21 protein-coding genes are annotated in these 25,521 nt (G+C 65.0%); 9 read left to right on the top strand and 12 right to left on the bottom strand.

Going from position 1 to position 25,521, the window contains the following annotated elements; all coding sequences use genetic code 11:
• Positions 1–67 precede the first annotated feature (67 nt).
• The 3 genes from ACQR0U_RS22930 (at position 68) to ACQR0U_RS22920 (ending at position 3,267) form a co-directional block, all read left to right on the top strand.
• Positions 68–1,054 carry a tripartite tricarboxylate transporter substrate binding protein gene (locus ACQR0U_RS22930; protein WP_315825115.1) on the top strand — a complete coding sequence of 329 codons (987 nt, stop codon included), beginning with the start codon at positions 68–70 and terminating at the stop codon, positions 1,052–1,054.
• 30 nt (positions 1,055–1,084) lie between these two features.
• A complete protein-coding gene (locus tag ACQR0U_RS22925) occupies positions 1,085–1,627 on the top strand; it encodes a tripartite tricarboxylate transporter TctB family protein (RefSeq protein ID WP_315712922.1) in 543 nt (180 codons plus the stop codon).
• A gap of 119 nt (positions 1,628–1,746) precedes the next feature.
• Positions 1,747–3,267, top strand: coding sequence for a tripartite tricarboxylate transporter permease (locus ACQR0U_RS22920; protein ID WP_316183848.1), 1,521 nt, complete (start codon positions 1,747–1,749; stop codon positions 3,265–3,267).
• 66 nt (positions 3,268–3,333) lie between these two features.
• Here the strand turns inward: ACQR0U_RS22920 and ACQR0U_RS22915 are convergent, their stop codons facing one another.
• The 10 genes from ACQR0U_RS22915 to ACQR0U_RS22870 all read right to left on the bottom strand — a co-directional run bounded on the left by ACQR0U_RS22915 (position 3,334) and on the right by ACQR0U_RS22870 (position 17,482).
• Positions 3,334–6,393, bottom strand: a complete 3,060-nt coding sequence (locus tag ACQR0U_RS22915) for an autotransporter outer membrane beta-barrel domain-containing protein (protein ID WP_434843988.1) — start codon at positions 6,391–6,393, stop codon at positions 3,334–3,336.
• A gap of 896 nt (positions 6,394–7,289) precedes the next feature.
• Positions 7,290–7,451 (bottom strand): hypothetical protein, encoded by a 162-nt coding sequence (locus ACQR0U_RS22910; protein ID WP_315712919.1) that lies wholly within the window; start codon positions 7,449–7,451, stop codon positions 7,290–7,292.
• Between the two features lie 167 nt (positions 7,452–7,618).
• Positions 7,619–8,809 carry a CaiB/BaiF CoA transferase family protein gene (locus tag ACQR0U_RS22905; protein ID WP_316191404.1) on the bottom strand — a complete coding sequence of 397 codons (1,191 nt, stop codon included), beginning with the start codon at positions 8,807–8,809 and terminating at the stop codon, positions 7,619–7,621.
• A gap of 136 nt (positions 8,810–8,945) precedes the next feature.
• Positions 8,946–10,166, bottom strand: coding sequence for a phenylacetate--CoA ligase family protein (locus tag ACQR0U_RS22900; RefSeq protein WP_316225787.1), 1,221 nt, complete (start codon positions 10,164–10,166; stop codon positions 8,946–8,948).
• Between the two features lie 126 nt (positions 10,167–10,292).
• Positions 10,293–11,129: an ABC transporter ATP-binding protein gene (locus tag ACQR0U_RS22895; protein ID WP_315753566.1), complete on the bottom strand. Its 837-nt coding sequence runs from the start codon at positions 11,127–11,129 to the stop codon at positions 10,293–10,295.
• Positions 11,130–11,295: 166 nt separating this feature from the next.
• The gene (locus ACQR0U_RS22890) at positions 11,296–12,582 is read right to left on the bottom strand and encodes an ABC transporter substrate-binding protein (RefSeq protein WP_315753568.1); all 1,287 of its coding nucleotides are present in this window, start codon (positions 12,580–12,582) and stop codon (positions 11,296–11,298) included.
• Between the two features lie 58 nt (positions 12,583–12,640).
• Positions 12,641–13,714, bottom strand: a complete 1,074-nt coding sequence (locus tag ACQR0U_RS22885; protein WP_434843987.1) for a branched-chain amino acid ABC transporter permease — start codon at positions 13,712–13,714, stop codon at positions 12,641–12,643.
• A gap of 3 nt (positions 13,715–13,717) precedes the next feature.
• Positions 13,718–14,611, bottom strand: coding sequence for a branched-chain amino acid ABC transporter permease (locus ACQR0U_RS22880; RefSeq protein WP_315712914.1), 894 nt, complete (start codon positions 14,609–14,611; stop codon positions 13,718–13,720).
• A gap of 121 nt (positions 14,612–14,732) precedes the next feature.
• Positions 14,733–16,664: a long-chain fatty acid--CoA ligase gene (locus ACQR0U_RS22875; protein ID WP_315712913.1), complete on the bottom strand. Its 1,932-nt coding sequence runs from the start codon at positions 16,662–16,664 to the stop codon at positions 14,733–14,735.
• Complete coding sequence (locus ACQR0U_RS22870) at positions 16,661–17,482, bottom strand: ABC transporter ATP-binding protein (protein ID WP_434843986.1); 822 nt, start codon at positions 17,480–17,482, stop codon at positions 16,661–16,663. Before ACQR0U_RS22870 ends, ACQR0U_RS22875 begins: the two co-directional genes overlap by 4 nt.
• 327 nt (positions 17,483–17,809) lie before the next feature.
• On the opposite strand from ACQR0U_RS22870, the gene ACQR0U_RS22865 reads away from it, so the two are divergent.
• The 3 genes from ACQR0U_RS22865 to fcl all read left to right on the top strand — a co-directional run bounded on the left by ACQR0U_RS22865 (position 17,810) and on the right by fcl (position 20,636).
• Positions 17,810–18,484, top strand: a complete 675-nt coding sequence (locus tag ACQR0U_RS22865; RefSeq protein ID WP_434843985.1) for a Crp/Fnr family transcriptional regulator — start codon at positions 17,810–17,812, stop codon at positions 18,482–18,484.
• A 132-nt stretch (positions 18,485–18,616) separates the two neighbouring features.
• Entirely contained in the window at positions 18,617–19,699 is a 1,083-nt protein-coding gene (gene gmd / locus ACQR0U_RS22860; protein WP_315712910.1) for a GDP-mannose 4,6-dehydratase, read from the top strand.
• Positions 19,683–20,636, top strand: coding sequence for a GDP-L-fucose synthase (gene fcl, locus ACQR0U_RS22855; protein ID WP_434843984.1), 954 nt, complete (start codon positions 19,683–19,685; stop codon positions 20,634–20,636). Before gmd ends, fcl begins: the two co-directional genes overlap by 17 nt.
• Positions 20,637–20,766: 130 nt before the next feature.
• Here fcl and ACQR0U_RS22850 read toward each other — a convergent pair whose 3' ends face one another.
• A complete protein-coding gene (locus ACQR0U_RS22850; RefSeq protein ID WP_434843983.1) occupies positions 20,767–21,609 on the bottom strand; it encodes a uroporphyrinogen-III synthase in 843 nt (280 codons plus the stop codon).
• A 155-nt stretch (positions 21,610–21,764) separates the two neighbouring features.
• Between ACQR0U_RS22850 and purU the strand changes: the two genes are divergently transcribed.
• Positions 21,765–22,628 carry a formyltetrahydrofolate deformylase gene (gene purU, locus ACQR0U_RS22845; RefSeq protein WP_434843982.1) on the top strand — a complete coding sequence of 288 codons (864 nt, stop codon included), beginning with the start codon at positions 21,765–21,767 and terminating at the stop codon, positions 22,626–22,628.
• Between the two features lie 15 nt (positions 22,629–22,643).
• Here purU and ACQR0U_RS22840 read toward each other — a convergent pair whose 3' ends face one another.
• Positions 22,644–22,883 (bottom strand): hypothetical protein, encoded by a 240-nt coding sequence (locus ACQR0U_RS22840; RefSeq protein WP_434843981.1) that lies wholly within the window; start codon positions 22,881–22,883, stop codon positions 22,644–22,646.
• Between the two features lie 344 nt (positions 22,884–23,227).
• On the opposite strand from ACQR0U_RS22840, the gene ACQR0U_RS22835 reads away from it, so the two are divergent.
• A complete protein-coding gene (locus tag ACQR0U_RS22835; protein ID WP_315753584.1) occupies positions 23,228–24,406 on the top strand; it encodes an ABC transporter substrate-binding protein in 1,179 nt (392 codons plus the stop codon).
• A gap of 244 nt (positions 24,407–24,650) precedes the next feature.
• A complete protein-coding gene (locus ACQR0U_RS22830; protein ID WP_315753586.1) occupies positions 24,651–25,520 on the top strand; it encodes a branched-chain amino acid ABC transporter permease in 870 nt (289 codons plus the stop codon).
• The last annotated feature ends 1 nt before the right edge of the window (position 25,521 follow it).

Genomic DNA, 25,521 nt, shown 5'->3' with positions numbered 1-25,521 from the left:
TGACCACAATAAGCCAGCAGTATCCTGGTAGGATGTAAGCTGGCGCTTCGAACGGGGAAGAAAACACGTGCGCAAACTCATCAAGATCGCGGCCGCAACGGCGGCCTTTTTTGCAACTGCGCCCGCCTTTGCCGGCTGGGAGCCGACCAAGCCGGTCGAGATTGTCGTCGCCGCAGGCGCTGGCGGTGCATCAGACCAGATGGCGCGGATGATGCAGGCTGCCATTCAGAAGAACAATCTTCTGAAGCAGCCGGTTGTCGTGTCGCTGAAGGGCGGCGCGTCGGGCGCCGAAGCCCTGATGTACATGAAGTCCAGCGACGGCGATCCGAACAAGATCCTGATCGCCTATTCGCTGATCTACATGCTGCCGCTGTCGGCCAAGCTGCCGTTCGACTGGCACGAGCTGTCGCCGGTCGCGGTGATCGCACTCGATCAGTTCGTGCTGTGGGACAACGTCAACGGCCCCAAGACGGTGAAGGAGTTCATCGAGGCTGCCAAGGCGTCGAGCTCGCCGTTCAAGTTGGGCGGCACCGGCTCCAAGCGCGAAGATCACGTGCTCACGGTCTTCATGGAGAAGAAGACCGGAGCCAAGTTCTCCTATCTGCCCTACAAGTCGGGCGGCGAGGCTGCGACCCAACTGGTCGGCGGGCACACCGAAGCGAACGTCAACAATCCGTCCGAGAATCTCGAAGTCTGGCGCGCCGGCCAGGTGCGTCCGCTCTGCGTGTTCGACAAGGAGCGCATCTCCTACACGACCAAGGTCACGGAGACGCAGTCCTGGAACGACATTCCGACCTGCAAGGAGGAGGGGCTGGACGTGCAATACCTGATGCTGCGCGCGATGTTCCTGCCGGGCAAGGTGACGCAGGAACAGCAGGAGTTCTACGTCGACCTGTTCAGCAAGCTGGTGCAGACACCGGAGTACAAGGACTACATGGAGAAGCAGGCGCTGAAGCCGATCTTCCTCACCGGCAAGGACATGCTGCAGTTCCTCGAAGAGGACGGCTCGCTCAACAAGCAACTGATGACGGAAGCCGGCTTCGTCGCCAAGTGAGCTGGGCGGGCGAGGGGATGAGGAGGATCGATGTCCAACGCTGAGCTCGAGATTGCCGTCGACGATCCGACCGCGCCTGAGGAGAATTCTCCGGCCGTCACCTCCACCCGGACCGTCGACGTCGCGGTGTCGCTGCTGCTGCTCGCGCTCGCGGCCGTACTCGCCTGGGACAATTGGCGGACCGGCGCGTCCTGGGACTCGACCGGTCCGGAGCCCGGCTACTTTCCGTTCTATCTGTCGGTGATCCTCGGCGGCGCCAGCCTTTACGGGATCGGTGCCGCCTTCCTGTCGAGCAAGGAAGCGGTCGAGACTTTCGTGACGCGCGCGCAGCTGCGCCGTGTGATGGCCGTGTTCGTGCCGACCTTGTTGTTCTGCATCGCGATGCAGTTTCTCGGCATCTATGTCGCGAGCTTCCTGCTCATCGCCGGGTTCATGCGTCTCGTCGGCAAGATCGCGATCTGGAAATCGCTGCTCACGGCGTTCCTGTTCAGCGCCGTGATGTTCGTGACGTTCGATGTCGTGTTCGACGTGATCATGCCGAAGGGCCCGCTCGAAGCGGCGTTCGGGTACTGACACCGGTCTCTCCCCCGTCATTGCGAGGAGCAACGCGACGACGCAATCCAGGGCTGCGCACTCGACTCTGGATTGCTTCGCTGCGCTCGCAATGACGAGGAAACAGTTGGAATGAAATCATGGAAGCCTTGGGTCTGCTGCTGCACGGGTTCGCGGTCCTCCTGACCTGGAAGACGCTGCTGCTGATGATGGTTGGGCTCGTGCTCGGCGTCTTCGTCGGCGTGCTGCCCGGGCTGGGGGGGCCCAACGGCGTCGCCATCCTGCTGCCGCTGACCTTCTCGATGGACCCGACCTCGGCCATCGTGATGCTGTCCTGCATCTACTGGGGCGCGCTGTTCGGCGGCGCCATCACCTCGATCCTGTTCAACATTCCCGGCGAGGCGTGGTCGGTGGCGACCACTTTCGACGGCTATCCCATGGCGCAGCAGGGCAAGGCAGCGGAGGCGCTGACGGCCGCCTTCACCTCGTCGTTCATCGGCTCGCTGGTCGCGGTGATGCTGATCACCTTCCTGGCGCCCTGGATCTCGTCGTTTGCGCTGAAGTTCGGTCCGCCTGAATTCTTCGCCGTGTATCTCCTGACCTTCTGCTCGTTCGTGGGCTTGGGACGCGAGGACAAGCACAAGACGGTCATTGCGATGGCGCTCGGCCTGCTGCTTGCCGGCGTCGGCATGGACACCGTGTCCGGTCAGTTGCGGATGACCTTCGGCTCGACCGATCTGTTGCGCGGCATCAACTTCCTGGTCGCGGTCATCGGCCTGTTCGGCATCAGCGAGATCCTGCTGACGATGGAGGAGCGCCTGGCGCTGCGCGGTCACGCCGCAGCGATCTCCTTGCGCACGGTGCTCGCCGTCTGGAAGGACCTGCCGAAATACTGGATGACCCTGCTGCGTTCCTCAGTGATCGGCTGCTGGCTCGGCATCACGCCGGGCGGAGCGATCGCAGCCTCCTTCATGGGCTACAACCTCGCCAAGCGCTTCTCCAAGAATCCGGACAGTTTTGGCAAGGGACGCATCGAGGGCGTGTTCGCGCCTGAGACGGCCGCGCATGCCTCGGGTACCGCGGCGCTGCTGCCGATGCTGGCGCTCGGCATCCCCGGCTCGGGCACCGCGGCGATCCTGCTCGGCGGCCTGATGGTGTGGGGCCTCAATCCCGGCCCGCTGCTGTTCGTGGAGCACAAGGACTTCGTCTGGGGCCTGATCGCCTCGATGTATCTCGGCAATGTCGTCGGCCTCGTGCTCGTGCTTTCCACCGTGCCGATCTTCGCCTCGATCCTGCGCGTGCCGTTCGCGGCCGTGGCGCCGATGATCGTGGTGTCCTGCGCGATCGGCGCCTACGCGATCCAGAACGCGATGTTCGACGTCTGGCTGATGCTCGGCTTCGGCGTCGTCGGCTATGTCTTCAAGAAGATCAAGATCCCGCTGGCGCCGTTCACCTTGGCGCTGGTGCTCGGCAGCCGTGCCGAGGACGCGTTCCGGCAGTCGATGATCATCTCCGGCGGCAACATGAAGGTGTTCTGGGCGAACGGGCTGGTGGGCACCATCACGACGCTGGCGATCGTGCTGCTGTTCTGGCCGCTGATCGATCGTGTGATCGCGAGCTTCAGCAAGTCGGGAGCGCCGGCCGCGAAGGCCGAGGCTTAGTACGGTTGTCGCTGATCACCCGTGCCCTGCCAGCTGGATGCCTGCGCTCGATCGGCTACGCCGTTCCTACCACGAGTAGCGCACGCTGCCCTTGCCGGCATAGGAACGGGTGACGCTCGAGAACTCGCCTTCGAACGTCGCCATGGCGCTCCAGCCGTTCTGCCAGCTCATCTCGACCGAGGTCGTCGTCAGCGCGGAGTCGCGCGCCTGCGCGGCGCCGTTGACGACGAAGCTTGCGCCCGGCAGCGTCTGGAACGTCGCCGCGACCGAACGATCGGGATTGAAGTCATGCGCCCAGGCGAGGCGGCCGCGCAAGGTGAGGGCGCCGTCTGCCAGCGCGTAGGACTTGTCGGTGCGTAGGCCGAACTCGGTGCGTGTGTCGGTGACGGTCTTGCCGGTGTAGCTCAGTGCGAAGGTCGACGTGCCGGAGATGGCCTGCTCCACATAGGCCGGTAGGCGCAGGCTCGTCACCTGCGCAGCCGCGTAAGGCGTCAGGCCGATGCCGCCTATGGGAGCGACGAAGCGCGTGCCGCCCTCGATGCGGCCGATCCAGGCATTGGCTTGATAGGTCGCGCGCAGCCGGTCGACACCGGAGATGGTGACGGTGCGATCCGCGGTGACGTCCTGCCAGCCATAGGCCAGGGCCGCTCTCAGATAGCTCGGGCCGATATGATGATGCAGATAGGCGCCGGCCTGGAACAGGTCGGAGCGGCCGGAGCCGAGGCCGTTGACGCTGAAGCTGGTGCCGCCGCCGCCGAGCGCGAAGCCCGCAATCGTGCGCGGTGCGATCCGGTAGTCGGCGCCGACGGCGGTGCCGGCGATGCGGCTGGTGGTATCGTTGGAGCCGACGACTGCATTGCCGCTGGTCGTTTGCGAGCCGCCGAAGCCCGCCGCCCAGACATTCCAGCGCTGCGCAAAGTCGGCCGGCCTGTCGTCAGTCAGCATCGCGAAAGCATCGGTGCGCTTGCGGGATGTGTCAGCATAGCTGATCGCGCTCCCGCCGCTGGCTTGACGTTGTGCGAAGGGATCGGTCAGCAGGCTGGCGAACTGGCTCATGGCGTTGAACGTGGTCTGTTGCACGCCGGTGGCGCTCTCGCCGGACGCCTGCGTGAGGCCCGCCTGGTTCAACTTGCCGAACACGACGGGAATATCGCCGGTGCGATCGAAGAACGCCGACAGCGTATCGCCGACCGTCTTCTGATTGCCGTTGAGTCCGCCGGGCACGGCGAAGGCGAGGATCAGATCGAGATAGACGTTGTTGGCGTCGTAGCTCAGGCTGGTCTTGAAGCCGGAGGGCAGGTTGGTCTTCACCACCGATCCGAAGCCGCCCGAGATGCCGCCGCTCGTGGTCAGGATGGTGTAGCGCTTGTCGATATAACCGCCGCCGGTGCCGAACACGGCGTTGACGGTGGCGCCGCCGAGGGTGGCCGTTCCGGTGACGCTCGCGAATGAGGCCGTGGTCGGATCGAGCTGCACCAGATAGTACGCACCGGACTGGAAGGCGAGATTGCCGACGATGGTCATCGACGAGCCGGCGGTGCCATTGCCCGGCGCCAGCGTGCCGCCGGCATTGATGCCGACCGTCATCGGCGGATCGACGAGACCCGCACCCGTCAGGGTGCCGCCGGCATTCACGGTCACCCCAGAGGTGTTCGTGATCGCACCTTCGACGTCGAGCACGCCGCCGTCGATGGTCGTCGCCCCGGTGTAGCTGCTGGTGCCTGACAAGGTCAGGATGCCTACGCCGACCTTGGTGAGCCCCCCCGTGCCCGAAATCGTCCCGCTGAGTGTCGCGTTGTTGCCGTTGGTATCGAACGTGCCGCCGCCGGCATTGAGGGTCACGGTCCGGCTGGAGCTGAAGCCGGCGAGATATTGCAGCGTGCCGCCACCGAACGACATGCTGCCGGAAGCATCGCCGAGATTGGCATCTGATGACACCGCGAGCGCGCCCTGGTTGATGCTCCACGGCGTAACCGCGGTCGTCGTGCCGGCCAGCGTCCAGGTCGCGGTGCCCGTCTTCACGAAACTCGAGAAGCCCTGGAATTGTGCGGTCGCGCCGATCGTGGAAACGTCGAAGCTGCCGTTCGCGGCGCCACCGAGCCGGAACGTATCGGTGCCGGTGCCGACGACGTTGCCATTGATGATCGAGCTCGCCCAGATCTCCAGCACGTTGCTGCCGCCGGTGAAGCTGATGGCGGCGGGGGCTGCGAACAATCCGAAGCCGTTACCGCGCGAGATCGTGCCGCTGTTGATGATCGCGAGATTGGCGCCGATGACGCCCGCACCGGCCGTTCCAGCCGTGCCGGAGTGACTGGTATCCGTCGCGCCGGCCACGCCTGCGTCGCCGCCGGTGATGGTGCCGGAGTTGATCAGCGTGCCGCCCGCGGCGAAGGCGACGCCGGCGGCACCACTACCACCGTCGCCACTCGCATTCGGTTGGGTGCTGGATGGCGCGTCACCACCATTTCCGCCGCCACCGCCTTTGATGGTGCCGGCGTTGTTCAGCACGACGCTGCTTCCCGTCAGAAAGATACCGTAACCGCCCTGGCCGCCATTGCCGCCCCAGCCATTCACGACGACATTTAGCGAGGCAGCCGCGCCGCCATTGCCGCCCTTGCCTCCCGTGATGCTGCTGCCATTGCTGTAGGTGAGCCCGTTGCCATCGACGACCACCCCGTATCCGCCGGCGCCGCCGCCGCCACCGCCGAAATCCCCGGTGGTGGCGCCGCCACGTCCACCATTGCCGCCGGACAGCGCTGCGGAGTTGCTCGTGTCCGTGGTTACGACGGCGCCATGTGCGCCACCGCCACCTCCGCCTCCGCTGTGAATCGAGAAGCCGCTTTGACCGCTTAGTCCGTTGGCGCCCGGACCGATCCCGCCGCTGCCACCCGGTGCGGCACCGGTCGAATCGCTGCCGCCGGCCCCGCCGAGTGTGCCGGCGCCGCCACCGCCGCCGCCTCGGGTAGGAATAGGTGCATTGGCGCCGACATTTCCAACGGCCGTGGCCGAGCTGGCGCCGCCATTGGCGAAGGTGTCCTGGCTGCTGCCGCCGGCGCCGCCTCTGGTGGCCTGCGCAACGGCTGGCGCCGCCGCAAGCACCGGGGTGACCAGCGCGGCCGCTGACAACCAGCACAACCGCCTCGAGCGCGAGACCGTATGGGGACCGGATCGGTTTGCGATCAGCACGTCAGCCTTTGCATCTTCGCGATTGAATCCATGTCGTGCAGGCGCCGTCAGGCGCCTCCAATCGTGCCAGACGGCATATCGCAGCCAAGATCGCCTCGGCGGGTACTGTGATTTTTTGGGTGGATTTCGAGACGGCCTAAGTTCGTCGCTGCCTGTGACCGTCGTGCAACATTCGATACGAACCAGCCTCCGCCTCCGGTTGTGCGTGGTCGTTCCGCAACCGAATGGCGCGCATGCGGCGGGCTTGTGCAGCATGGGCTGTGGCATCAGCGATCCTGCCTCGGACGCTGCGGATAGACCGCGACGAGCACCTGAATTGCCCAGATTCTCCCTGCGCGTCAGCCTCGCGGACCGAGCAGACCAAACGCGGCGGGTGAACAGGCCACACGCTGAGGCTCCCACGACCATCGGCATCAGTTGCGAGTTTCTGATTGGGACCATGCCGTAATTGGTTCGCGGATTGTGGTGGATAGGACTTGGCTGGGAACACCAAAACAATCGTACCGATGTTCGAAGCCGTCCGGTGCTTCTCCAGAGGTTGTGTCTTTGCGATGACAGCATTTTAGGCAGAGCGGTGATAGGCTCCATTCATGGGCAGATATCGTTCTGCTCACGCGCGGTGCCTGATCTCTGGTCATCGCGCCCTGATGTTTCCTCCCGAGACGATCACCTTGCCCGGCGCGTGCGTCGGGCTTTTTTTTGCGTTCGGTGGATCAGAGTTCGCAGCTCATCCCGTCGCCCTCGAAAAGAAAAAGCCTCCGTCCGGCTTTCGGAACGAAGGCTTCGAGCAAAGATGATGCAGGTCAGCGGGCGCGCGGACCCGAGGCGAGTCAGCCTCAGTGGGCCTTCTCCGCAACCGGCATGTGGTACCAGTCGGACTCGTTGTCGAGCATCGTTTCGTCGAACGGCAGAACGCCGACGTGATTCAGAGCGGCCGCGTTGACGTCGCGCACCATGTCCATCGCCGTCAGAAACTCGTTCAATTCCGTCGCGCTCATGGAAGGCTACTCCTCACACGCGCGGGCCGAAGGGGTCCGCGATCAACTGATGCGAAGAGATTAACGCGGTCTCCCTCTGGCCTCAATCCCGCCCAGGTCGAAGTTCCAACGTGGTGACATCTGGGCCACAGCGGCGGGATGCCGCAGCTTGGTCATATTGCACCTGCTCACACGACGCGGTGCAGCCGGAGATCGGCGATCTCGCCATCGGTGAAGCCGAACTCGGAGAGGATCTCCTCGGTCTGCTCGCCGAACTCCGGCGGCCGTGCCGCCATCCGGCTCGGCGTGCGCGACAAGGTGAAGGGCTGCGCCACCAGCGTGATGTCGCGGCCGTCGTCGCTGGCGACCTGCTGCGCCATGCCGAGATGCTTCACCTGCGGGTCCTCGAACATCTGATCGATCGCGTAGATCGGCCCGCAGGGCACGCCGGCGGCATTGAGCTCGGCGACCCATTGCTCGCTCGTCTTCGCCAGCGTGCGCGCATTGATCTCGGCGTTGAGCGCATCGCGGTTCTTGGAGCGCGCCGGCGCGGTCGCGTAGTCCGGATTGTCGATCCATTCGGGCGCGCCGAGCGTCTGGCACAGCCGCTCCCAGATCCGCCCCCCCGTGGCGGCGATGTTGATGTAGCCGTCGGAAGTCTTGAACACGCCGGTCGGAATGCTGGTCGGATGGTTGTTGCCGGCTTGAGGGGCGACCTCCTTCTCCATCAGCCAGCGTGCGGCCTGGAAGTCGAGCATGAAGATCTGCGCCTGCAACAACGACGTCTGCACCCACTGGCCCTCACCGGAGACCTCGCGCTCGAGCAGCGCGGTGAGGATGCCCATCGCGCAGGACAGGCCTGCGGAGAGATCGGCGATCGGGATGCCCGCGCGCATCGGGCCCTCGCCGGGCGCGCCGGTGATCGACATCAGCCCGCCCATGCCCTGCGCGATCTGATCGAAGCCCGGCCGCTTCGCATAGGGGCCGTCCTGGCCGAAACCGGAGATGCTGCCATAGACGATGCGCGGATTGACGTTGCGCACGGCCTCGTAGTCGATGCCGAGCTTGGTCTTCACATCAGGGCGATAGTTCTCGATCACGACATCGGCCCGCTTGGCCAGTCGCATGAACACGTCGACGCCCTTTGGGTCTTTCAAGTTGAGCGTCATCGCGCGCTTGTTGCGATGCAGGTTTTGGAAGTCGGAACCGCGGCGCGGGCCGCCCAGGGCCTCGCCACCATCCTCCATCATGGCGTCGATCTTGATGACGTTGGCGCCCCAATCGGCGAACTGCCGCGCGCAGGTCGGGCCGGCGCGCACCCGCGTCAAATCGAGGACAGTGAAGCGGGACAGGGCTTTGGACGCGCGCGGAAAGGCCATGCGACGAACTCCGAGAGAACGTGACATGGCTGTATAGGAGAGCGCGCGGGAGGCGACAATTGCGTGCGGGTGGTGCGGGCCGCCCCGCTCATGCCGCTGGCGCAGGGCTTCCTGCTACGGGAACAACGCGAGGACTTCACCGCTCGTCGGCGATCACCTTGCCGTCGTTGGGCAGCGTGCCTGGTGCGATCAGCTCGATGCTGCCGCCGAGCTTGGTGATGTTGCGCAGGCTGGCGGCGAGCGCGTCCTGCAGGCCATCTGATGGCGAGGCGCATTCCGCCTTCAGCGTCATCGCATCGGTCTCGTCGGCGCGGGTGACGACCAGGCGGAGGCGGCCGAGCTCCGGGTGGCGCTTGCCGATCTCGGCGACCTGCTCGGGGCGCACGAACATGCCCTTGATCTTGGTCGTCTGGTCGGCGCGGCCCATCCAGCCCTTGATGCGCATGTTGGTGCGGCCGCAGGCGCTGGTGCCGGGCAGGGCGGCGGTGAGGTCGCCGAGGGCAAGGCGAATCCAGGGATGGTGGGGATCGAGCGAGGTGACGACGATCTCGCCGACATCGCCTGGCGCCACCGGATCGCCGGTGCCGGGGCGGACAATCTCCAAGATCAGGTCCTCGTTGACGACCATGCCGTCGCGCGCTGCGGTCTCATAGGCGACGATGCCGAGATCGGCGGTGCCGAACGCCTGATAGGCATCGATGCCGCGCGCCTTCATCTCGGCCTGCAGTGACGGCGGGAACGCCGCGCCCGACACCAGCGCGCGCTTGAGCGAGGACACGTCGCGGCCGGCGCTGGCGGCGCTGTCGAGCAGGATCTTCAGGAAGTCGGGCGTGCCGCTGTAGCCGATCGGGCGATAGGCCTCGATCAGCTCGAACTGCGCCTCGGTGTTGCCCGGGCCAGCCGGGATCACCGCGCAGCCGAGCGCGCGCGCTGAGGCGTCGAAGATGAAGCCGCCTGGCGTGAGGTGATAGCTGAAGGTATTGAGCACGATATCGCCGCTGCGGAAGCCCGAGGCGAACAGGGCGCGGGCGCCGCGCCAGGGATCGCTGTGCGCCGCCTCCGGTTCGAAGATCGGCCCCGGCGACGTGAACAGACGCGAGAACGCGCCGGGCGCCTGCGCGACGAAGCCGCCGAATGGCGGGGCCGCCTTGTGCAGGGCAGGCAGCTCGGATTTGCGCAGCACCGGCAGTTGCGCGAGCGCAGCGCGCGTCGTGATGTCCTGGGGATCGATGTCCTGCAGCAGCGCGGCATAGGCCGGCGCCTTCATCGCCGCGTGCAGCACGTCGGGCAGGCGGCCGAACAGATCCTGCTCGCGGGCTGCGGGATCACGGGTTTCGAGGGCGTCGTAGTGGGTCATCGTACCCAGTCCTTGAATCTTGCGGTCGTCATGCCCGGGCTTGTCCTGGGCATCCACGTCGTTCATCGTTGCGGCTCGTGCGTGGATGGCCGGGTCAAGCCCGGCCATGACGAGGAGAGAGTTCGGCTACAGCCACCGCTTCCGCCGCTTGAAGCTCTTCAGGTTCTTGAAGCTCTTGCGCTGGTCGCCGGCGCCGCCGAGGTAGAATTCCTTGACGTCCTCGTTGTCGCGCAAGCTGTCGGCGGTGCCGTCGAGCACCACCTTTCCCTGTTCCATGATGTAGCCGTGGCTGGCCACCGACAGCGCCGCGCGCGCATTCTGTTCGACCAGCAGGATGGTGACGCCGAGATCCCTGTTGATCTCCTTGATGATCGCGAACACTTCCTTCACCAGCAGCGGCGACAGGCCCATCGACGGCTCATCCATCAGGATCATCTTCGGCCGCGCCATCAGCGCCCGTCCGATCGCCAGCATCTGCTGTTCGCCGCCGGAAAGATAACCCGCAAGGCCGGTGCGTTCCTTCAGCCGCGGGAAATAGTTGAACACCATCTCGATGTCACGGTTGACCTCGCGATCGGATCGCGTGAACGCCCCGAGCTTGAGGTTCTCCAGCGACGTCATGTCGGAGACGATGCGGCGGCCCTCCATGACCTGGAAGATGCCGCGGCGGACGATCTTCTCCGGATCGATGCCGTCGATGCGCGTGCCGTCGAACATGATCTCGCCGCGCGTGACCTCGCCGTCCTCGGTCTTCAACAGGCCGGAGATCGCCTTCAGCGTCGTCGACTTGCCGGCGCCGTTGGCGCCGAGCAGCGCAACGATCGCGCCCTTGGGCACGTCGAGGCTGAGGCCGCGCAGCACCAGGATGACGTCGTCATAGACGACCTCGATGTTGCGGACGGAGAGCAGGGGGGCTGCGCTCGCGGTCGCATTTGCATTGGGCTTATCGAGGGTCTCAACCATATCCGTTCACCTCACTGTCGTCCCCCGCGGTAGGCGGGGGGCCCAGTATTCCAGAGCCGCCGATGCTCGGTGGAGAAGCCGCGGCGTACCGGATCCCCCGCTTTCGCGGGGGATGACGATGGCGTGCGGAGCGGCTGCTGAGTTGATTCAGCGGCCGCCTGGCAACCTACCAACCCGCCCATTCCGCCTTGCGCGGCAGCTCGATGGTCTTGACCTTCTCGAGCTTGATCGTGCCCTTGGCCATGAGATCGTTGAGGTCGCCATCGGTCGGGCCGGTCACCTTGGCGCGATAGAGGTCGACCTTCATCGTGCCGCGGTGATCCTTGTCGGTCCAGGTCGAGGGGCTGCAGACGCCTTCCATCCCTGCGGGCACCCAGTCCTTCTTCTGGTAGAAGCCCTTGGCGACGTTCTCGCCGGTGGCGCCGCCATTCTTCGCAGCCCACTCGATCGCCTCCTTCATGTAGAGCGACGAGCAGACCGCGGCGACATAGTGCACCGGTCGATAGACCTTGCCGGTCGGGTCGGACATCTTGGAGATCTCCTGCACCGTCTTCATGCCCGGCGCATCGCCGCCCCAGGCCACCGAGGTGCGCAGCGGAAAGACGACGCCGTCGGCGGCATCGCCCGCGGTCTTGGCGGCGTTCTCGTCCATGCCCCAGACGTTGGACAGGAATTGGACGTCGACGCCGGCATTCTTGCAGGCCTTCATCACCGAGATGTTGGAGGCCGCGGTGTTGCCCAGATAGGCGTAGTTGGCGCCGGAGCTCTTCAGGCTCAGGCACTGCGCGCTGTAGTCGCCGGGCGCCAGCGCGAACACCAGCGGCGGCAGCACCTCGAAGCCGAGCTCGGTGGCGAGCGCTTCGCCCGCGGCCTTCGGCGCGTTGGGATAGGGATGGTTGGCGCCCATGTGCACGAATTTCGGCTTGCCGGGCTTGCCCTTCGACTTCCAGTCCTCGGCCGCCCAGGTCAGCTCGGCGCGCAGTGCGTCCGAGTAGCTTGGGCCGTAGAAGAAGTTGTACGGCGCGGCCTTGGCCTTGCCGCTGGTGCCTTCAGGGTCGGTCAGCGCGGCGGCGTAGGAGCCGGACATGTCAGGGATCTTGTCGTTGGCGAGGAAGCCGGTCAGCGCCTCGGTGTCCGCGGTGCCCCAGCCCATGATCGCCGCGACCTTGTTGTCCGGGGCCGACCACTTCTTGTACAGCGCGATCGCGCGCGGCACCTGGTAGCCGTAGTCGTTGCTGTCGACCGCGAGCTGCTTGCCGCCGATGCCGCCGTTCTTGTTGACCCAGGCGAAGGTGTCCATCACGGCCTGGCCATAGGGCGTGCCGACGTCGGACGTGCCGCCCGAGAGATCCTGCAGATGCCCGATTGCGATCTGCTGCGCCTGCGCGGTTGAGGCGAAGGCGCCTGCGAGCAGCGCCAGCGCCGCCGAGCCGAGCAATGATTTCATCGTCATAGTGCTTCCTCCTGTGATGCGTTCGGGCCGGATTGTCGCCGGTCCCTGTTGGTTGAGTTCAATGTGAGAACGGATAGAGCTTCCAGTATGTCTTGATCTGGCGCCAGCGATGCGCCAGCCCGTCGGGCTCGAACATCAGGAAGGCGATGATGATCAGGCCGATCGCGATCTCGCGCAAAAAAGTGATGTTGTTGTTGAGCGCGAGCGCCTTGTCGATCGCGCCGCCCTTGAGGTGGTGGCTCAGCCATTCCATCGATTCCGGCAGCAGAACGACGAATGCTGTTCCCATCAGGGTGCCCATGATCGAACCGGTGCCGCCGATGATGATCATGGCGAGAAACAGGATCGAGCGCTCGATGCCAAAGCCTTCCTGCGAGATCACCAGCTGGTAGTGCGCGTAGAGCGCGCCGGCAATGCCGGCGAAGAACGCGGCGAGGCCGAACGACAGCGTCCGGTACTTCGTCAGGTTGATGCCCATGATCTCGGCCGAGAGATAGTGGTCGCGGATTGCGATCAGCGCGCGGCCGTCGCGGGTGCGCATCAGGTTGGTGACCAGGAGGTAGCAGGCCACGACATAGGCTAGCACGACGTAGAAATATTGCCGGTCGCCGCGCAGCGTATAGCCGAAGATCGAGAACGGATTGGCGGAGGCCGGCACCGAGCCGCCGGAGAACCACTCGGCGCGAGAGAAGAAGTCGAGCAGGATGTATTGCGCGGCGAGGGTGGCGATGACGAGATAGAGACCCTTCAGCCGCGCCGCCGGAAGTCCGAAAATCAGCCCGACGAGTGCTGTGATCACCCCGGCGAGCGGGATCGCGAAGAACACCGGGATCGCGTAGGTGTTGTTGATATAGGCCGAGGTGAAGGCGCCGAGCAGGAAGAAGCCGGCCTGTCCGATCGAGATCTGGCCGGTGAAGCCGACCAGGATGTTGAGGCCTAGCGCGGCGATGGCGAAGATGCCGATCTGGATCGAGACCGACAGCCAGTATTCGGAAAACACCTGCGGCGCGAAGCACAGGAGGATCACGCCGGCGATCGCGAAATTGCGGCTGGTTCTGGTCGGGAAGATCGTGGTGTCGGCCGCGTAAGAGGTGCGGAAGTCGCCGGCGGGTATCGTGGAGCGCGCAACCATGATTCAGATCCGCTCGATGTCTTTGGTGCCGAACAGGCCGTAGGGCTTGATCATCAGGATGATGATCAGCACGTAGAACGGCGCGATCTCGTACAGATTGCCCCAGTGCAGATACTGGCTGTCGACATACTGCGCGATGTTCTCGAGGAGGCCGATGATGATGCCGCCGAGCACGGCGCCTCCGACCGAGTCGAGGCCGCCGAGGATCGCCGCCGGAAAAACCTTGATGCCGTAGGCCGACAGGCCGGAGGAGACGCCGTTGACCACGGCGACGACAACACCGGCCACGGCCGAGACCGTTGCCGAGATGGCCCAGGCCATCGCGAACACGTTCTTGACGGAGATGCCGAGCGATTGCGCGACCTGCTGGTTGAAGGCGGTCGCCCGCATCGCCAGGCCATATTTGGAGGCCTTGAAGAACCACGCCATGCCGAGCATCATCAGGATCGATACCACGAGGCTCATGACGTAGACCGTCTGGATTTGAAGTCCGAAGAGGTCGACGGACGTGCTGGCGAACACTGGCGGGAACGGCTGCGGGTTGACGCCGAACATCCATTTCAGCGCCGCCTGGAACACGGTCGAAAGGCCGATCGTGACCATGATGACGGAGATGATCGGCTCCCCGATCATCGGACGGAGGATCACGACCTGGATCGCGATGCCGAACGCGAACATGAAGACCAGCGTCAGCGGCATGCCGACCCAGAACGGCACCTGATATTTCGTCAGCAATGCCCAGCACACCCAGGCGCCGATCAGCAGCAGCTCGCCTTGCGCGAAATTGACGACCTGGGTCGCCTTGTAGATCAGCACGAACGACATCGCGACCACGCCATAGAGCGTTCCGACGACGAGGCCATTGACGAGGAGCTGGATGAGGAAGGCGGTGTTCATGATCGTTCTCACTCGTCATCGCCGGGCTTGACCCGGCGATCCATCGCGAAGGAGGTTTTCGGAAGAGGATGGATGCGCGGGTCAAGCCCGCGCATGACGACCTCATGTGGCAGAAGGCGCATCACTCCGCGGCCTCCGCCATGGCGCCATGTCCACCCAGATCCACCACCTTCAGCGTCGTGCGGATGCGCTGGGTGGTGCCGTCCTGGAAGCGGATGACGGTATCGACGGGGATGGCAGGCTTGCCGCCATAGATGCCGTCGATGATATCGGCGTACTTCTCGTTGATGACGCTGCGACGCACCTTGCGCGTACGTGTGAGCTCACCGTCGTCGGCGTCGAGCTCCTTGTAGAGCAGGAGGAAGCGGGCGATGCGCTGCGCCGGCGGCAGGTGGGCGTTGACGGTCTCGACCTCCTTCTGCAACAGCGCGTAGACCTCGTTGCGCGAGGCGAGATCGGAGTAGGTGGTGAACGCGATGCGGTTCTTCTCCGCCCATTTCGAGATGATCGAGTAGCGGATGCAGATCATCGCGGCGAGATGCTCGCGGCCGGCGCCGAGCACGACGGCCTCGGCAATATACGGTGAGAACTTCAGCTTGTTCTCGATATATTGCGGCGAGAAGCGTTCGCCGCGCGCGGTCTCGGCGAGGTCCTTGATGCGGTCGATGACGACGAGCTGCTTCGCCTCGTTGAAATAGCCGGCGTCGCCCGAATGCATCCAACCGTCCTTGACGTCGGCGGCCGAGGCTTCCGGGGCCTTGTAGTAGCCCAGGAACATGTTCGGATGGCGTACCAGGATCTCGCCGATCCCCTGGCTGTCGGGCTGGTCGATCTTGATCTCGATGTCCTCAGCCATCGGCACGCCCGTCGTGTCCGGATCGACCTTGTCGGCCGGGTGCAGCGTGTAGGCCCCGAGCAGCTCGGTCTGGCCGTAGAGCGTGCGCAAGGGCACGCCCATGGCGCGGAAGAACTTGAACGTGTCGGGCCCGAGCGCGGCGCCGCCGGTGGCGGCCGAGCGCAACCGGGTGAAGCCGAGCCGGTCGCGCAGCGCACGGAACAGCAGCATGTCGGCAAGGCTCGAATGCTGGCCCCTCTCCAGCGCGGCAAGGCCGGTCGACATGCCCAGATGATAGAGCCGCTGCTTCAGCGGCGAGGCGTCCATGACGGCGGCACGGACGTCGGCCGCGATCTGCTCCCACACCCTCGGTGCAAACAGCACGAAGGTCGGCGCGATCTCGCGGAAGTCGTTCATCATCGTATCGGGTTCTTCGACGAAGTTGACCTTCATCCGGCAGAGCAGACCTTTGCCGAGCACATAGACCTGTTCCATGATCCAGGGCAGCGGCAGCACCGAGACGTATTCGTCCTGCGGTCCCTTGGGGTCGAAGGCGAGATAGGTGGCGCAATGCTTGAGCACGCGCGCGGCCGAAAGCATCGCGAGCTTTGGATGCGAGGTCGTGCCCGAGGTGGTGCAGAGGATGGCGACGTCGTCGCCGACGGTTGCATCGACCATGCGGTCGTAGAGATCGGGCTCGCGCGCCGCCCGGTTGCGGCCGAGCTCGGCGAGCTTGTCCGCCGGCAGCAGCCTGGGATCGTCATATTTGCGCATGCCGCGCGGATCGGAATAGACGATGTGCTTGAGCGCCGGCACGCGCTCGGCGAGGTTGAGCAGCTTGTCGACCTGCTCCTCATCCTCAGCGAACACCAGTCGTGCCTCGCCGTAATTGAGCAGGTAGGCGGCCTCGTCGTCGAGCACGTCCCGATAGAGCCCGAGGCTCATGGCCCGGATCGCATGCGTCGCGACCTCCGCGGCAACCCAGTCCGGCCGGTTGTCGCCGATGATGCCGATCACGTCGTCCTTGCCGAGGCCGAGCTCCACCATGCCGAGCGCGAAATCGCGCACGCGCGCCTGGTAGTTGGCCCAGGTGAAGGTGCGCCACAGCCCGAGATTCTTCTCGCGCAGCGCGATCTCCGTCCCGTGCTCTTTCGCGTTCAGCCGTAGCAGCTTCGGATAGGTGTCGGCCTGCTTGACGCGACCCGCATAGTCCATCATGCCGCGTCCTCCGCGATGGACGGCGCCTCGTCGGGATCGACCAGCAGTTCGTCCTCCTCGCCGAGATAGGCACGCTTGACGTGAGGATCGGCGAGCACGGCGGCCGGGTCGCCCTCGGCAATCTTGCGGCCGAAATCGAGCACCATGACGCGATGGGAGATGTCCATGACCACGCCCATGTCGTGTTCGATCATCACGACCGTCATGCCGAATTCCTCGTTGAGGTCGACGATGTACCGCGCCATGTCCTCCTTTTCCTCGAAGTTCATGCCGGCCATCGGCTCGTCGAGGAGGATCAGATGCGGCTCCAGCGCCATGGCGCGCGCCAGTTCGACGCGCTTGCGCAAACCGTAGGAGAGGGTGCCGGCGGGCGCCTTGCGCACCGACTGCAGGTCGAGAAAGTCGATGATCTGCTCGACCTTCTCGCGATGCTTCAGCTCCTCGCGCCGCGCGCCGGTGAGCCAATACAGAGAGCCGGTGAGGAAATTGTTCTTCAGCAGGTGATGGCGCCCGACCATGATGTTGTCGAGCACGCTCATGTGGTGGAACAGCGCGAGGTTCTGGAAGGTGCGGCCGATGCCGATGTTGGCGCGCGCGCTCGGTGGCAGGCCGGTGATGTCGCGGCCGCGATGGAACAGGCGGCCCTCGGTCGGCTTGTAGCGGCCGGAGATGCAGTTGACGATCGAGGTCTTGCCGGCGCCGTTCGGGCCGATGATCGAGAACAACTCGCCCTCGCGCACGCCGAAGCTGACGTCGGTCAGGGCTCGCACCCCACCGAAACGCAGCGACACTCCGCGCCCTTCCAACGTATAGTCCAAGTCGTCCTCCCGAACTGTCTTCGGCGCTTGGTGCGCTCTTCAGGCATCGTGTCGTGCGACGTTGAGTTCGTCGCATTGGTGCAATCCTATCCCGGGCATCGGTTCCGCGCCATCCGACGAATGACGGGCCGCCCGGGCGGGCGCATTTTGCCGCATCTCGATGCGCCTCGTCCGTGTCCAGAGGCGCGAGTCGAAGACGGTGGTCCTCGATAGGGGAAAGCGCTATCAGGAATTGTCTTGCGCCTGACAATTCCCAGGCAAAATTCACTGCAGGATTGTTGCGATGCAATATGGTCGCCGCGAGCTTCGACGAGACGAGATGCCGGCTTGATCTCTCCCGATACCCTTCTGCGCATCGCGCCCTGGTCCCGCCATCTGAAGCCCGAGGAAATCGACACGGCTGCGGCCGGCATCGTCGAGCGGTCGTTTGCGGCCAACGAGCACATCTTCCTTCGCGGCGATCAATTCGACTACTGGACCGGCATCGTTACCGGTCTGGCACGCATGAGCACGGTGTCACGCGGCGGCAAGGCCACCACCTTCGCCGGCATGTCGGCGGGCGCCTGGTTCGGCGAGGGCAGCGTGCTGAAGAACGAGCCGCGCCGCTATGATGTCGTGGCGCTGCGCGATACGCGCGTCGCGCTGATGGAGCGGCCGACCTTCATGTGGCTGTTCGAGAACAGCGTCGGCTTCAACCGATTCCTCGTCACCCAGCTCAACGAGCGGCTTGGCCAGTTCATTGGCCTCGTCGAGGTCGGCCGCACGCTGGATGCGACGGCGCGGCTCGCTCGCAGCATTGCCTCGCTGTTCAATCCGATCCTCTACCCGAATACGACCCGCCATCTGGAGATCACCCAGGAGGAGATCGGCGCGCTGTCGGGCCTGTCGCGGCAGAACGCCAATCAGTGTCTCAAGACGCTGGAGCGCGAGGGCCTGCTGCGGGTGGAGTATGGCGGGGTGACGGTGCTCGATCTCGACCGCCTGCGCTGCTACGGGGATTAGGTCCTGCTTTTCGTTGCGCCGATACGGGATTGATCCAACGCCTGTTTTCCGTCGAGCTTGACCGGCGGCTTCGGCTGTGGACTGCTCGCCGGGAACTTCGGCCCGAGGGGGCGCGACGGTGTTGGAGTGAGCATGGTGGGGAAGGACTGCAGCGGCCGCGTGGCGCTGATCACGGGCGTCACGGGCCAGGACGGCGCGTATCTGGCCGAATATCTGCTCGGTCTCGGCTACACCGTGCACGGGATCAAGCGGCGGTCATCGTCCTTCAATACCGCGCGGATCGACCATCTCTACCAGGATCCGCACGAAGGCAACGTGCCGTTCCTGCTGCACTACGGCGACATGACCGATTCCACCAACCTGATCCGGCTGGTGCAGCAGATCCGCCCCGACGAGATCTACAATCTCGCCGCCCAGAGCCACGTCGGCGTCAGCTTCGAGAGTCCGGAATACACCGCCAATGCCGACGCGCTCGGGGTCCTGCGCTTGTTGGAAGCCATTCGCATTCTCGGCATGGAGAAGCAGACGCGCTTCTACCAGGCCTCGACCTCGGAGCTGTACGGCCTGGTCCAGGAGATTCCGCAACGGGAGACCACGCCGTTCTATCCGCGCTCGCCCTATGGCTGCGCCAAGCTCTACGGCTACTGGATCACGGTGAACTATCGCGAGGCCTACGGGATGTTCGCCTGCAACGGCATCCTGTTCAACCACGAGAGCCCGATCCGTGGCGAGACCTTCGTGACCCGCAAGATCACCCGCGGCGTCGCCCGCATCGAAACCGGCCTGGAGGAGACGATCTATCTCGGCAATCTCGAGGCCAAACGCGACTGGGGCCATGCGCGCGACTATGTCGAGGGCATGCATCGCATCCTGCAGGCCGATACGCCCGACGATTTCGTACTGGCGACCGGTGAGACCCATTCGGTGCGCGAACTGGTCGAACTCGCCTTCGCCGAGGTCGGTCGCCGCATCGAATGGCGCGGCGAGGGGGTCGAGGAGACCGGGATCGACGCCAAATCCGGCAAGGCGGTGGTGCGGATCGACCCGACCTATTTCCGCCCGACCGAGGTCGACCTCTTGATCGGCGATTGCAGCAAGGCGCGCGACAAGCTCGGATGGAAACCAAGGACGAGCTTCGCCCAACTGGTCAAGGAGATGGTCGCCAGCGATCTGTGCGCCGCGCGGCGGGAGGCGAGCAGTGGCCACGCCGTTTGATCTCCACGGCAAGCGTGTCTTCGTCGCCGGCCATCGCGGGATGGTCGGCAGCGCGCTGGTGCGGCGGTTGGCGAGCGAAGGCGTCGAGTTGCTGACGGTGCCGCGCAGCGAGGTCGATCTGCGCGACCAGGCGGCGGTGTTCGCATGGTTCGCGCGCGCCAGGCCGCAGGTCGTGTTCCTCGCTGCGGCGAAGGTCGGCGGCATCGTCGCCAACAACACGCTGCGCGCCGAGTTCATCTACGACAACATTGCCATTGCTGCCAATGTCATCCACGCCGCGCATGTGAACGGCGCCGAGAAGCTGATGTTTCTCGGTTCCTCCTGCATCTATCCGAAGCTTGCCGCGCAGCCACTGCGCGAGGACGCCATGCTGACCGGGCCGCTGGAGCCGACCAACGAGCCCTATGCGATCGCCAAGATCGCCGGCATCAAGATGGTCGAGGCCTATCGCAGCCAGTACGGCGCCGACTTCATCAACGTGATGCCGACCAATCTCTATGGTCCGGGCGACAACTATCATCCCGAATACAGCCACGTGGTCGCGGCGCTGATCCGCCGCTTCCACGAGGCCAGGCTCGCCGATGCGCCCGAGGTGGTCGTCTGGGGCACGGGAACGCCGCGGCGCGAATTCCTCTATGTCGACGACATGGCGGATGCCTGCGTGCACCTGATGAAGACCTATTCGGACACCGGGCTGGTCAACATCGGCACCGGTGAGGACATCACCATTGCCGATTTCGCGCGCGTGGTCGCGGCCACCGTCGGCTATCAGGGACGGATCAGCTTCGACGCCTCGCGGCCTGACGGCACGCCGCGCAAGCTGCTCGACGTGTCGCGCCTCGCCGCGCTCGGCTGGCGCGCGACGACGTCGCTGAAGGACGGCATCGCGCGCGCGTATCAAGCGTTCCTGCAGGAGAGGGGACACGCGCAAGCGTAACCCTCCGCTGTCGTCCCGGCCTTGAGCCGCGACCCATAACCACCGAATGCTGTGAGACGCGCGGAATGTGCCGTTTGCCCATGTCAGACATCACGCGGTACGGGTCCCGGCGTTCGCCGGGACGACACCATTAGTTTGGTGAAGCGCGTGGCACTTTCACACCCAGCGCCGTGGCCATCGCCGAAATCAGCGGCTTCATGAAATAGGCCTCGCCCGCCGGCGTGATCGACGGCGCAAGCCCATGCGCAGCCAGCTCCTCCGTCACCACGGGCCCGACCGAGGCGATCGGCGTACGCGCCAAGCCCTGCCGCAGTCGATCCTCCACGCCGTGCGCCTTGGCGACGTCGAACAGCCGCCGCGGCTGGCCCGAACTCGTCAGCGCGATCGCATCGACATGGCCGGCGATCATCTCGTCGATCGCGATGAGGATGTTCGCATCCGCCGCCTTGGCGTCATAGACATAGGGCAGCACCGGATCGACCTCGGCGCCACCAGCCTTGATTGCACCGATCAGCGCGGAATGATCTTTGTCGGGATAGAGCTGCAGGCCGAGCCGATGGCCCTTGAGGTCGTAGCTTGCCAGTAGTTCGGCAACACCTTCCGAGGTCGGCTTCTCCGTGGTGACCTGCGCCTCCAAGCCGAGCTCGCGCAAGGCACGCCCTGGCTTGGGGCCGCGGGTGAACTTCCGGGCCTTGCCGAGCGCGGCGATGAACTCGGCCTCGACGCCGATCCGGCGCACCACGGTCATCAGCCGCCTGAGACCCTCGCCGGTCATCAGCACGAGATCATCCAACGGCCGCTCGATGCAGCGGCGGATCCAGGCCTCGATCGGCGCGGGGTCCGGCGCATCCTGGATCGTGAACATCGGACATTGCAGCACGTCGGCGCCTTGCTCGGCGAGCAGTCGCGAGAACTGCGCCTCCTCGCGGGTTTCCAGGATCAGGATGCGGTTGCCGGTCAGCCTGTCAGCCATGGCGATGCTCGAAGTTTGAGAGTTGATGTTTTGTTCATCCTGCCCCCGCGCCGAGCGTTGGCGCAAGGGCGCGGAGGGTGGTAGAGCAGGGCCCGAACGGGCGCCAAGCCTGCCGCATCATTCCCCTCATATCATCCGCCCGGTACGTCATCGCCATGTCCGACCACCAATATGTCCTGACCCTGTCCTGCCCGGATCGTCCCGGGATCGTCTCGGCCGTTTCGACCTTCCTCGCCCACAATGGCCAGAACATTCTCGATGCCCAGCAGTTCGGCGACTTCGAGACGGGTCACTTCTTCATGCGGGTGGTGTTCACGGCCGCCGATCTCGCGGTCAACCTGCCGGCGCTGCAGACCGGCTTCGCCGCGATCGCCGAGCGCTTTGCGATGGACTGGCAGATGCGCGACCGCGCCGGGCTGCGCCGGGTGATGCTGCTGGTGTCGAAGTTCGACCATTGTCTGGTCGACATCCTCTATCGCTGGCGCACCCGCGACCTGGCGATGATTCCGACCGCCATCGTCTCCAACCATCCGCGCGAGACCTATGCCGGGCTCGATTTCGGCGACATCCCGTTCCACCACATGCCGGTGACCAAGGACACCAAGCGCGACCAGGAGCAGGCGATCCTGAAGCTGGTCGAGGAGACCAGGACCGATCTCGTCGTGCTGGCGCGCTACATGCAGATCCTGTCGGACGAGATGTCGGCCAGCCTGTCGGGCCGCTGTATCAACATCCATCATTCGTTTCTGCCGGGCTTCAAGGGCGCAAAACCCTATCACCAGGCCTATGAGCGCGGCGTCAAGCTGATCGGCGCCACAGCTCATTACGTGACCCGGGATCTCGACGAGGGTCCGATCATCGACCAGGATGTCGAGCGCATCAGCCATCGCGACACGCCGGAGGACCTCGTGCGCAAGGGCCGCGACATCGAGCGGCGCGTGCTGGCGCGGGCGATCCGCTATCACCTCGAGGATCGCGTCATCCTCAACGGGCGCAAGACCGTCGTCTTCATGGATTGATGTCGCGACCGCCCGTCAGCGGCCGGGGACGGTCGCCTGCGCGTTGGCGTTGGACTGCGTCTCCTTGTCGCGTTCGGCGGCCGGCATCTGCCGCTGCCGCTCGCGCTCCTGCATGAAACGGTCGTATTCCGGGGTTCCTGGACGGGGCGGCGCACCGGCCGGCAGGCCGCCGGCCCATTGCGGCATCAGGTCGCCCATCCCCGCGCCGACCTTCTCATTGATCGACGAGCAGCCGGAAAGGATCGGCCCGGCCATGGCCAGAAGCATCATCGCGGCCGGAAACAGTCTGGTCCGGTGGGGGTGTCTGGCCGGCATTGACGGGGGACCTTTCGTGCTGCGGGCGATCCGCGGCCCGGACCCTAACGACTTGCCATCAATTGGCAAAATTTGGCCGTTCGATGATTGGGGTATTAATATACCTATCACGGATTGGTGGTCCGTTGCGGAAACCTACCGTTCACGAAGCCTCCCATGATCGCCATTGACAACGCGGTCCCGAGTCCGCAGCGATGCGCCCGCGATATCGCGAACGAGATCGCACGGTTAAGACAACAATGGCCGGGGGCTGCGGTCCTGATCCGACCAGGGAGGTAGTTTCAATGTTCGTGCGAAACAAGACACTGACGCTCGCCAGTGCGGCTCTTGCCGCGGCTGCGCTCGCGTCGGGTGCGGCGCGGGCCGAAGACGTGTTCAAGATCGGCCTGATCGTGCCGATGACCGGCGGCCAGGCGTCGACCGGCAAGCAGATCGACAATGCCATCAAGCTCTACATGCAGCAGAACGGCGACACCGTCGCCGGCAAGAAGATCCAGGTCATCCTCAAGGACGACGCGGCGCTGCCCGACAATACCAAGCGTCTGGCGCAGGAACTGATCGTCAACGACAAGGTCAACGTGATCGCCGGCTTTGGCGTGACGCCGGCGGCCTTCGCCGCCGCGCCGCTCGCCACCCAGGGCAAGATCCCGGAAGTCGTCATGGCGGCCGGCACCTCCATCATCACCGAGAAGTCGCCCTACATCGTCCGCACCAGCTTCACGCTGCCGCAGTCCTCCACCATCATCGGCGACTGGGCGGTCAAGAACGGCATCAAGAAGGTCGCCACGCTGACCTCGGACTACGCGCCCGGCAACGACGCGCTGGCCTCGTTCAAGGAGCATTTCACCGCTGGCGGTGGCGAGATCGTCGAGGAAATCAAGGTTCCGCTGGCGAACCCCGACTTCGCTCCCTTCCTGCAGCGCATGAAGGACGCCAAGCCGGACGCCATGTTCGTGTTCGTGCCGGCCGGCCAAGGCGGCAACTTCATGAAACAATATGCCGAGCGCGGCCTCGACAAGAGCGGCATCAAGGTGATCGGACCGGGTGACGTCACCGACGACGACCTGCTCAACGACATGGGCGACGCCGTGCTCGGCGCCGTCACCGCGCACATCTATTCGGCGGCGCATCCGTCGGCGAAGAACAAGGAGTTCGTCGCGGCCTACAAGAAGGCGTTCAACAGCCGTCCAGGCTTCATGGCGGTCGGCGGCTACGACGGCATCCATCTGATCTACGAGGCGCTGAAGAAGACCGGTGGCAAGACCGACGGCGATTCCCTGATTGCTGCGATGAAGGGCATGGCGTGGGAGAGCCCGCGCGGTCCCATCTCGATCGATCCGGAGACGCGCGACATCGTTCAGAACGTCTACATCCGCAAGGTCGAGAAGGTCGACGGCGAGCTCTACAACGTCGAGTTCCAGACCTTCGACGCCGTCAAGGATCCGGGCAAGGCCAAGAAGTGACGCGATAGGCGTCATCGAGGGACGCGCGGCACGACAGGTGCCGCTCCCTCTCCCGCTTGCGGGGGAGGGCTGGGGTGGGGGCGCCCCGCGGCGCGCTGGTCGTGTGCAGAGAGTTCCCCCACCCGGATCGCATCTTCGATGCGATCCGACCTCCCCCGCACGCGGGGGAGGCGCAGACCGAGCGAAGCGTGACATGTGTGCCCTTCCCTGGAAGGGATAGGACCGGGGACCGACGTACACTTCAATGACCGCCATCCTCACCAACCTGTTCGACGGCGTCGCCTACGGCATGCTGCTGTTCGTGCTGGCCTGCGGGCTCGCCGTGACGCTCGGCCTGATGAACTTCGTCAACCTCGCCCATGGCGCCTTCGCCATGGCCGGCGGCTATGTCTGCGCCGTGCTCGTCAACCGGATGGGATGGCCGTTCTTCGCGGCGCTGCCGCTGGCCTTCGTCGCGAGCGCCATGATCGGCGCGCTGCTGGAGCGGACGCTCTATCAGCATCTCTATGCGCGCAGCCATCTCGACCAGGTGCTGTTCTCGATCGGGCTCGTCTTCATGACGGTGGCCGCGGTCGACTACATCATGGGCTCCTCGCGAATCTTCATCAATCTGCCCGATGTGTTGCAGGGCCAGTTCGACATCTTCGGCGTTGGCATCGGCCGCTATCGGCTGATGATCATCGTGATCTGCGGGCTGCTCACGGTGGGGCTGCAGCTGGTGCTCTCCAAGACCCGGTTCGGCAGCCGACTGCGCGCCGCCGTCGATGATCCCCGCGCGGCGAGCGGCCTCGGCATCAACGTGCCGCAGGTGTTCGCCTTCACCTTCGCGTTCGGCTGCGGGCTCGCTGGCCTGGGCGGCGCGCTCAGCGCCGAGATTCTCGGCCTCGATCCGTATTTCCCGCTGAAGTTCATGATCTACTTCCTGATCGTGGTCACCGTGGGCGGCTCGTCCTCGATCACCGGGCCGTTCCTGGCCTCGCTGCTGCTCGGCATCGGCGACGTCGCCGGCAAATACTACGTGCCGAAGCTCGGCCCCTTCGTCATCTACACCATCATGATCGTGATCCTGATCTGGCGTCCGAACGGCCTGTTCGGTCGCACGGCGACGCGGTGAG

Origin of the sequence: Bradyrhizobium sp. HKCCYLRH3097 (assembly GCF_051167875.1) — a bacterium.
GTDB lineage: Bacteria > Pseudomonadota > Alphaproteobacteria > Rhizobiales > Xanthobacteraceae > Bradyrhizobium.
This window is presented reverse-complemented; position numbering and strand designations above follow the sequence as displayed.